We start from the raw sequence: 470 nt of genomic DNA on the forward strand, positions 1-470 counted from the left end.
GGCGGTTGAGCCGGTGAAAGTGGACACGGATATCAGCGTGACGCTGGATATTGATGTCATTGCAGGGGACGGCTGGATCAACGCTGAAGAAGCGAAGGCCGAGTACACCACCATCAGCGGCACCGTGGGCGGCGATGCGAAAGCGGGCGACGTGGTGCATCTGGAAGTAAACGGTAATCCGTATGAGGCTGTGGTTCAGGACGATCTGACCTGGAGCACCGAAGTGAAAACCAGCGATCTGCTGGCCGATCCGGAAGTGAACGGCACCATCACGATCACCGATGAAGCCGGAAACGAGGCGACCGCCACGGCGGTTGAGCCGGTGAAAGTGGACACGGATATCAGCGTGACGCTGGATATCGATGTGATTGCGGGTGATGGCTGGATCAATGCCGAGGAGGCGAAGGCCGAGTACACCACCATCAGCGGCACCGTGGGCGGCGACGCGAAGGCGGGCGATGTGGTGCATC

1 protein-coding gene is annotated in these 470 nt (G+C 60.2%); it reads left to right on the forward strand.

From position 1 onward, the window contains the following. On the forward strand, positions 1 to 470 hold a 470-nt coding region (locus F0Q32_RS25325), incomplete at both ends, for an Ig-like domain-containing protein (RefSeq protein ID WP_149465135.1).

It is taken from the genome of Pseudocitrobacter sp. 73 (assembly GCF_008369545.1).
Classification (GTDB): Bacteria; Pseudomonadota; Gammaproteobacteria; order Enterobacterales; family Enterobacteriaceae; genus Pseudocitrobacter; species Pseudocitrobacter vendiensis.